This window comes from Bacillus sp. JJ634, from assembly GCF_036962285.1.
GTDB classification, from domain to species: domain Bacteria; phylum Bacillota; class Bacilli; order Bacillales; family DSM-1321; genus Peribacillus; species Peribacillus asahii_A.
The window spans coordinates 1-9,065 of sequence record NZ_JBALMU010000042.1; the positions used below are offsets into that span (position 1 = coordinate 1).

5 protein-coding genes are annotated in these 9,065 nt (G+C 36.2%); 3 read left to right on the forward strand and 2 right to left on the reverse strand.

What is annotated here, in order from left to right:
- Positions 1 to 147 precede the first annotated feature (147 nt).
- Positions 148 to 4,020, reverse strand: a complete 3,873-nt coding sequence (locus V7068_RS07990) for a dynamin family protein (RefSeq protein ID WP_499712098.1) — start codon at positions 4,018 to 4,020, stop codon at positions 148 to 150.
- A 359-nt stretch (positions 4,021 to 4,379) separates the two neighbouring features.
- Between V7068_RS07990 and V7068_RS07995 the strand changes: the two genes are divergently transcribed.
- Both V7068_RS07995 and V7068_RS08000 read left to right on the forward strand, forming a co-directional pair.
- A complete protein-coding gene (locus V7068_RS07995) occupies positions 4,380 to 5,129 on the forward strand; it encodes an SDR family NAD(P)-dependent oxidoreductase (protein WP_499712100.1) in 750 nt (249 codons plus the stop codon).
- A gap of 472 nt (positions 5,130 to 5,601) precedes the next feature.
- Complete coding sequence (locus V7068_RS08000; protein ID WP_499712102.1) at positions 5,602 to 6,858, forward strand: sensor domain-containing diguanylate cyclase; 1,257 nt, start codon at positions 5,602 to 5,604, stop codon at positions 6,856 to 6,858.
- A 127-nt stretch (positions 6,859 to 6,985) separates the two neighbouring features.
- Here the strand turns inward: V7068_RS08000 and V7068_RS08005 are convergent, their stop codons facing one another.
- The gene (locus V7068_RS08005) at positions 6,986 to 8,005 is read right to left on the reverse strand and encodes a C40 family peptidase (RefSeq protein WP_499712104.1); all 1,020 of its coding nucleotides are present in this window, start codon (positions 8,003 to 8,005) and stop codon (positions 6,986 to 6,988) included.
- Between the two features lie 324 nt (positions 8,006 to 8,329).
- On the opposite strand from V7068_RS08005, the gene V7068_RS08010 reads away from it, so the two are divergent.
- Positions 8,330 to 9,031, forward strand: coding sequence for a GGDEF domain-containing protein (locus V7068_RS08010; RefSeq protein WP_499712106.1), 702 nt, complete (start codon positions 8,330 to 8,332; stop codon positions 9,029 to 9,031).
- Positions 9,032 to 9,065 lie beyond the last annotated feature (34 nt).

Here is a 9,065-nt window from a genome sequence, read left to right on the forward strand (position 1 = left end):
TTAGACTAACCTCATCATTGGAGTGATGAAGGACCCAATTTAGAAATCCAGCCAGGAAAATGTCTATTATCAGAGTCATGAAGGACAACATTCGGCAATCCGCCAAGAGAAATGTCCTTCACTTTTTAGACAGCCCCCTCAGCTCTTTCAATGTACATGACTGTTTAATTCCTGTAGTTTCCTGTGAATAAATGCATGTGTGTTCTTTAAGTCATTGTTATCTATCTCTACAGATAAAGCTGTAATTTCTCCTTTGAAAAAATCTTCTGCCTGTATAAGTAACGATTCCTTTAATTTCAGCATCTCTTTTTGGAAAAGGGAGTAATAGTGCAATTCAATCTTTTCGCGCTGGTTTTTTATATACTTATCGACAGGCCCTCTTAGCTTTTCTTCAAGCTCGTCCCGTAATACGCGGTTGCCTTTTACTATAAAGGAATCTTTCATATTTTGATAACGCTCTAGCAATTGTTCATATTGTCCAAATGAAAAATCATGCATCTCTTCCGAAAAAGAAAGCAAATCGATAGTTGGCTCACTATACGGCATAAAAAATGTGTGATGGACATCCTTTTCAATCGTCCCCGTTAAACGTCGATGTTTCTCTTTCAGCTGCTTTTTTAGAAATACTTCAATGCGAAAAGAAGTGGCTCTCATTTCTTGCGTGAGATCATAGGCAATAAATTGTATAATTTCGCTCAGACATTTCCTTAATGTAGTATGAAAGTCTCCTTCCCGAAAACGACTAAACGTAAAAATATCTTTAAATTCATCAAAATAACGATAAAACACACGCTGTTTTACATAATAAAGAAGTTCGTGAATTTCTTGCAGCACTAACTTTTCTTCAATATCATCCTGACTTGTGCGAATCGTTTCAACGGCCTGCTCTTTTTTTATAAAGGCTTCGTTTAATCGTTTTACTCTTTCTGATTCATCTATATCTGCTGCATGCAGCCAGCTATCCATAATCCCAGTAATCATTGAAAGGTCATGGATGGATGATTGAATAGAAAGCTCCGTTAAATCATTTAATGTAAAACGGTGAAGTGCTTCCTCAAAGACAGCTAAACCTGAATAGCTCACTCCATTCTTTCGTGATGGCTCCGGGATTTTTGATTCATAAAGTTGCTTTTGCTCTTGTGTACAGGCCCCACTCATATATCTCTTTGCGTACATGGCCAGCTGACTGGATACAGGGAAGATAGATGGGTAACGAATTCCGCAACGGAGAAGTTCTTTTTCCACATGAGTTAAAACATGTTGTACTTCTTCTGCATTTTCCGCTAAATCGGCTGCATTTACAATAAAGAACATTTTATCATTGGTAAAACAGTCCTTAATACGACCAAGCTGGATAAGAAACTCCCGGTCCGCCTTTGAAAAAGCGTGATTGTAATATGTAACAAAAAGAACGGCATCCGATTCTTTAATATAATTAAAAGCGAGTTCAGTATGACGACGGTGAATCGAATCAGCCCCTGGAGTATCGACGAGAATGATGCCTTGTCGTGTGATTGGGCAGTCATAATACAAGTTGATTTTCTCAATAAAACAAGCGTGTTGTTCTGTAGCAACAAGTCTTTGAAATTCAGTGATGGAGACCTTCTTTTCTTGATTAATTAAAGCATTCATTTCATCATAGCCTAATTGAATGGCTTTTAGTAAGGCAATTTGTCCTTTATCCAACAATTCTAGAGGGTCTCGCTTTTCTTCTTTTTTCTGCTCATTGGACTCGGTGTTATCGTTATCAACTTTTTCTTTTTCGGCTATTTCTTTAAGAATTTCTTCCCGTTTTGATAACAATTGAAAGAGCTCTGAAATACTTTCAATTGAAGTTTCAGAAGGGGAAAGGGCATCATTCATATCCTGTAATAAATCTTTTTCTTGTTTAAAGTTCACTATGACCGTTTCATGAGGGTGCTCCTGAGTTGGCGGCAAGATTTGATTGATAGCTGCAGTTGTTGGGCTTGGCGAGACGGGTAATATATTCTCTCCTATTAAAGCATTGGCGAAAGAGGACTTCCCGGCACTAAAAGCTCCAAATAACGTAACGATAAACCTTTGATTTCTCAGCCTGTCCGCTCGTTCTCCTAAGTCTAGACTATATGAATGCAATCCCTTATATTTCTCAATTTGAGCGGCTATTTCTATGAGACTGTCTGCTGTTTGCTGACGCTTTTCATTGAGATGGTTGAGATTGACTTGTTTTTCTTTCGTTTCGTTTGTAAATAATTCCCCAATATTAACGGTCCATTTCTTCGGCTGAACAGAAACTGCTGCTCCTTTAGTAAATGTAAATGATGATGAAGATTGTAAAGGGTGGCTTTCGTTCTCCGTAATGGTTTGAGATGTGTTATGACGTAACGGTTCTTGTAAGGAATTAACCCTCGTTTCAACTTTGTCATGGATATTCTTAATTCCTGAAATGGCGGCTAACTTTCTTTCCAATTCATCCCGTTTTCTAATTTGATTTTTTTGTTGTGAACCTTCTCGTTTTCGTAAAGCCTTTATCGCTTCCTCTAATTGGACTCTTGCTGCTTTTTTGTAATGCGCATGTACGGATTCTATAACGGATTGACAGTAGTTAAGAACATACTCATGTGAAAACAAAGCGCCTCGCTTTAACAAATTTGTAATGATATCGGGCTCAAGGTTTCCTTCAAACCGATGTATGGATAAATGAACCGCCTCATCATTAATTTCATAGGCTTCCATATGTTTAAAGAGTAAATCTTTAATGTGAATATCTAAATAAGTCCTTGCATTTTCTTTCACTTCGTTGAAAAATTCAGTTTTTCTTTTTTCCTTTTCTGCTCTAGTTTTCTTTCTAGAAAACAAACCATTTAATTTAAAACTAAGCTGTTGGGATTCAAGAAAGTCTCTTGCTAGATTTCTTGTGTGATAGGGCATTAAATTTGCGTTTTGTAATACGGTTTTAAGTTTTTCTTCAAATTCAATTTCAAAGTGTTCTTGCAAGTCATCTAAAGGAATGAGCTTTTCTTTAGTTGCTTTCAAGCTCTTTCTTAGCTCTGCTTCATCCTCTAATTGATGAGGGGCCAATATTTCTCCATACTCCATTAACTCTTTATTGTATTGTTTTTTTAACCACTTTTTATGTTGTTCGATTAACATAAATCCTTCTTTTACGATATTTAGTAAAACTCTTTTTTCTTTCGAGGTGATATACGTTTCTAAGCATGACTTTAATTGATCAAGCTCATTGAAACGTGCGTTATGTACTTTTCCGGAAACAAATAATAATTCATTGAAGCTTATGTTATGATCTACTAACGATTGATGGACTTGCTCGCGAAACACAGAAAATGGAATTTCTGTTTCCAAATGTTTATCAATTTGATTAACAACGATTATACAATCTTTATTACTTGTGGTTATTTGTTTTAAAAAGGAAAAGTTAACCTCCGATTGAACATGATGATAATCCATCATATAGACAATAGAATCAACTAAATGAAGACTTGATTCCGTTGCAACACGATGAGCATCATCTGTAGAGTCGATTCCTGGGGTATCGATAAAGGCTACACCTTCTGGTAAATTTGTATTTGGACTGCTAATTTCTATTTCTGTCACTGAATCCCCGTCACGGCAGTAGCTTTGAATTTGTGCTAAATCGTTCGGGTTTTCTAGCGTAAGCAAGTCCTTTTCTTTAAATAGTACCTTTACAAATGGAGCACCATGGTGAATTTTAACAATGTTGGCACTAGTAGGAATAGGGTGAGATGGTAAAATGGTTTCTCCTAATAATTCATTAATTAAAGTGGACTTTCCGGCTGAAAAATGGCCGCAAAAACCAATAGCATATTCGTTACGGCTCGCTTTGGCTAAAAGATCTTCTCCCTTTTTCAAACACTCTTCATTCGCATCTTCTTTAAAGATATGATTTAGCTCACGTAATCGCTCTTGAACCATTTGGGTCGTATAATTAGCGTTCATAATCGTTTCATCCAGCTTGCCAAGTTCCGTATTATCACTCATATCTTTCTCACTTCCAATCACGACGATTTATCCTTTATGAAAAAATGTACTATAAAATCCCATCTAAAGAGCGGGGCATTTCTATTGTATAAAAGACGGCAAGGCGTTGCCTATATTATTGAACATATCTGACACCCGTATCAATTTTTTTATCATAAAATTGTTGAAAAAAGTATTAGTTCCTGCTGTTCGCTAGGTTCATTTGTAATATCGACGGCTTTATGAGTTCTATAGTCGAATCTTAAATGAATGACTGAACTTTTTGTTTAAAGATGCAAAAAAGGTATTTTGTGGATATATGTAGAATTTAAAAGAGTAGTTTTGGTTGTATCGGTGTTTATATCTATTTCTATTTATTAGTAATGATAAGGGGGAGAATCATGCGTCTTAAAAATCGAGTTGCAATGATTACGGGTGCAGGCGGTCCTATGGGGCAAGCCATTGCTCTGCGATTTGCAGAGGAAGGAGCGGCACTTGTACTAACGGATATATCGGAAAATAGGTTGAAACAAACGGAAGAAAAAGTAGCTAGTCTAACAGAAGTAGTTGCTATACGCTCTAACGTATTAAATCTTTCTGAGATTCAAGAGGTTGTTCAAGCAGGTCAAGATCGTTTTCAATCAATAGATATTTTAATCAACGTGGTCGGCGGCGTTCGAGGAGCGCAGATGAATCAGTCCATTATGGAGATGGACGTAGACCGATGGGATGATACGTGGAGACTAAATTTAAAAGGAACGGTTAATTGTATCAAGCTGGTAGCTAATCAGATGATGGCTAAAAAATATGGAAAAATTGTAAACATTTCTTCCATTCATCTAGCTGGAGCAAAAGGGTTTTCCGATTATGGAGCTGCTAAAGCAGGAGTAGCCTCTCTGACGAAAACCGCTGCAATGGAGTTAGGACCTTATATAAATGTTAATTGTATTGCCCCTGGTGTTATTCAAACATCAGCGGTGGAGAGAATGAATGAAGAGGACATACAAGCGTATAAAAATCAAATTATCCTTGATAGATTAGGTGAACCAATCGATATAGCGAATGCAGCTCTATTTTTAAGCAGCGATGAATCAAGGTATGTGACTGGACAAATCCTAGCTGTTGCTGGTGGAATGTCACCACACCTATAAGTTTGCTTGAGAGGCGCATTCAATACTTAAATTGATGATTATGAATTTCATGCCCTTGTACCTAATTGTATTAGCTCTTCTTGACATTCTTGACTTTATCGATGTTGAGAGGGGCTTTGTGCATCAAGCTGGCCCCGCTTCCTGAAGTTATGATTTCTAGTTTGTGTAATCCAAAAATTAACATTTCTATTTAAAAGAGCCAAAGTTAAAATAAGTGGTATATTGACAGCTAAGCGCTAACTATTAAACAGAATAGATATTTTTCCGATATAAATAAAGTTCAATGTTTGTGCTTTGAAGGGAACAAGTATGTTTTCATTCTTTATTGCGAAGCAAAATATATAGTAGAATAAAGGGATAGGGAAAATTTTACTTTATATATGTATGATAGAAGAGAAGTATATTGATAATTAGTTAGTATCATATTAATAAAGTTTACGATAAGGGAAACTATGTAAGTGGGGTAAAGCATATGAAAGAACAGTACCTTAAGGAGTTCTTTGAAAAATCACCAACAGCTTATTCATATCACAGGGCTATCATGGATGAACGGGGGATTCCTTGTGACTATGAATTTTTAGCAGTAAATCAGACATATGAAACTCTGATGGGGGTAAAAGCTTCGGATGTTATTGATAAAAGCTTTTATGAAGTGTTCCCGGAAGGTTGGGAAGGCGAGTCTCAATGGAAGGAAACCTTTAATAATGCAATTATGGGTCAAAAAGCAACGCAGTTTGATATGAATCATTATTCGATTCAAAAGTGGATTCGAGTTAAGGTATTTCCGCTGCATGAGCATATTTTTGGCTGCATATATGTCGATGTTACGAAGGAATATATGTTGGATAAGGAAATCGAAGGTTTTCTAAAGGTAAATCTGGATATGCTTTGCGTTGCCACTACAGATGGACAGTTTCTGAAAATTAATAAACAATTTGAACATGTGCTAGGATATACATTTGAGGAAATGCTAGGTGAAAGCTTTGTTTCTCTTGTACATACGGATGATGTGCCTTCGACTTTAGCTGCAATGAAGGACTTAGAAGATCAGAAAGAAATATTGAGTTTTGTAAATAGGGTTCGCTGCAAGGATGGTTCATACAAATATATTGATTGGCGCTCCCAGCCTAACGGTAAATATATCTATGCTTCTGCAAGAGATATTACAGAAAAGCGCGTAGTGGAAAAGAATTTGATTCAACTGAATAAAACATTGCAGAAGAAAAATAAAGTATTAAAGAATCTTGCTATTACGGATGAGTTAACAGGCTTATATAACCGGTATTTTATTGAACAGAGAATAAAAGAGAAGTTTGAGCATGCAGATGCTAGTCATGAGCCGGTTTCTATAATCATTTTCGACTTGGATCATTTTAAGCGTGTAAATGATACTTGGGGACATCCTGTTGGAGATGAGGTATTGAAACATACTGCTGAAATAACACGCAGTATTATACGTAAATCCGATATTTTGGCTAGACTCGGTGGTGAAGAGTTTGTCATATTGATGCGGCGAAGTACCATTGATGATGCCGTTATTGTGGCAGAAAAGATTCGGACAGTGATAGAAGATAGCGGGCATTCAATTGCTGGTAAACTCACAGCTAGTTTTGGAGTTGCCGAAAGAAGGGAATTTGAATCATTTTATAGTTTGTACAGAAGAGCAGATGAAGCTCTGTATCGTGCTAAAAAAGGCGGGCGAAATCGAGTGGTCAGTTCCGGAACATGAAGAGGGTGTTCCAGTAGATTCATTGCATAAATCTTAATTAGGAATCTAGAAATGAATGAAGAAAATACCTATATAAAAAAGCCTCCCTTCAAATAAAAAGGGAGGTTTTAATGATTATATGCTGTTTTTATTTAAGAACACGAACAGCTTTTACAAAACGAGGTTCCCAGTAAGAACTGTTAATGTTCGCATAAGATACACCTTTAGATGTAGAAGCATTCAGCATCTGTCCGTTACCAGCATAAATTCCTACGTGATTAATAGAACCATCATAGTCGGTATCAAAAAATACTAAATCTCCTTTTTGTAAGGTGCTTTTTGATACAGGTGTCCCAACTTGAGCTTGAGCTGATGAAGTTCGAGGTAAGGTAACACCTACAGCTTGGAATGCTCTCCATGTGAATGAAGAACAATCGAAAGCATCAGTACGTGAGGTGCTGGCACCGTACACATACTTTGCCCCTAAATATTTTGCACCAGCAGCTAATACTTGATTTGCTTCAGCGGCAGCAGTTGTAGCAGTTGAAGTAGACTGTGGTTTAGCTACTGCTGATGAAGCTTTTCCAGAAAGTTTAATAGATTGACCAACGCGAATGGCATTTGCATTTGAAATGCTTGGGTTTAAAGAAAGTAAAGCTTTTACGGTTGTATTATGTGTTTTAGCGATTTTGGAGAGAGTATCGCCTGATTTAACTTTATATGTAGTACTTGAACTGCTGCTTACAGACGCCGTAGTAGCCTTAGCTGCAGAGGCTTGTCCAGATACACGAATGGATTGACCAACATAGATACGGTTTGGATTAGAAATCTCAGGATTTAATGCAAGTAACTTGCTAAGAGAGGTATTATATCGGGCAGCGATGCCACTTAGTGAATCTCCTAGTTTGACCACATGTTTTTTTGTTGAGGTTGTACTCTTATTACTAGTAGATTCATTAATCTGTAAAACTTGTCCAGGTCTAATAAGATTACTAGTTAAATTGTTTTTAGTTTTTAATTGTTGAACAGTTGTATTATGTACTTTAGCAATTTTATATAAACTGTCACCTGATTTTACTTGGTATGTATTAGCATAAGCAGAAGTACTGGCAACTAGGGTACCAATAATAGTTCCTGCGACAATAAAAGATTTTTTTAACTTCTTCATAAAGAAAGCTTCCTCCCGAATAATCATAAAGATTAAATTTCAATTTCAATTTAATTATAGAGAGATAACAAAAAAAAGAACATGACAATTTAAATAAAAATACATTTCAAATATTACGAGAACATTACGGGATGCTCGTTATAGGTTTAAATGGTTTTTATGTATAAAATTAGAATTAGGAGATATTCAACCCATATAGACCATTTTCTACTTTTTAAATATAATCTTTCTTGGTTGCAGTATAAACGCTGTTTCACGAGAATAAGTCAAAAATCAACAGCACCCTATAACAGAGCCTTATAATTAAGAAGGGAGACTACATAAGTGAGACTAAAAGCTGGTAGCGCATTAGGGTATAGAGGGAGAGTTATCAGTATAAGCTGTATGGCTGCCGTTCTTTTATACATTAGAGGAATTGTAGAGAAAGACTTCGGACGGGTCCCTGAACTATTTCCCTTTCCTGCAATTATCCCGCTTCTTTTGGCATGGTATCTTGGAAAGCAGTATGATAAATATGTGTATTTATCTACGAGAGACGCGCTAACAGAATTATATAATAGACGTTATATATTGGAGCAGTTCCCTAAATTACGTACATATGCTGATCGAAAAAAAGTAAATATCGCCATATTACTATTAGATGTGAATGATTTTAAAGAAGTAAATGATCATTACGGACATGAGTATGGGGATCGAGTGCTCGAGACTTTATCAAAACTTTTAAACGATTCTTTTGATAAAAGAGATATGATTGCTAGGTGGGGAGGAGATGAATTCCTTGTTCTTTCCTTATTTTCCGATGAAACCATCCTTAACAATAAAATCAATCATTTTAAAGATCAAATGAAAAGGGAAAATTGGCCGCATAAAGATGATTTATCTGTTTCAATTGGTAAAGCTAGCTATCCCTCAGATGCTGATCATTTAAAAGAGTTAATCGTTAAAGCGGATTCGAGTATGTACGAAGTAAAAATGAATTATAAACAAATGCGAGCAGCAAAAAGTGAAGAATCTATTCAACATTAAGCGGCCGTTTATCCCACGCTTAACGGGCAGTAAG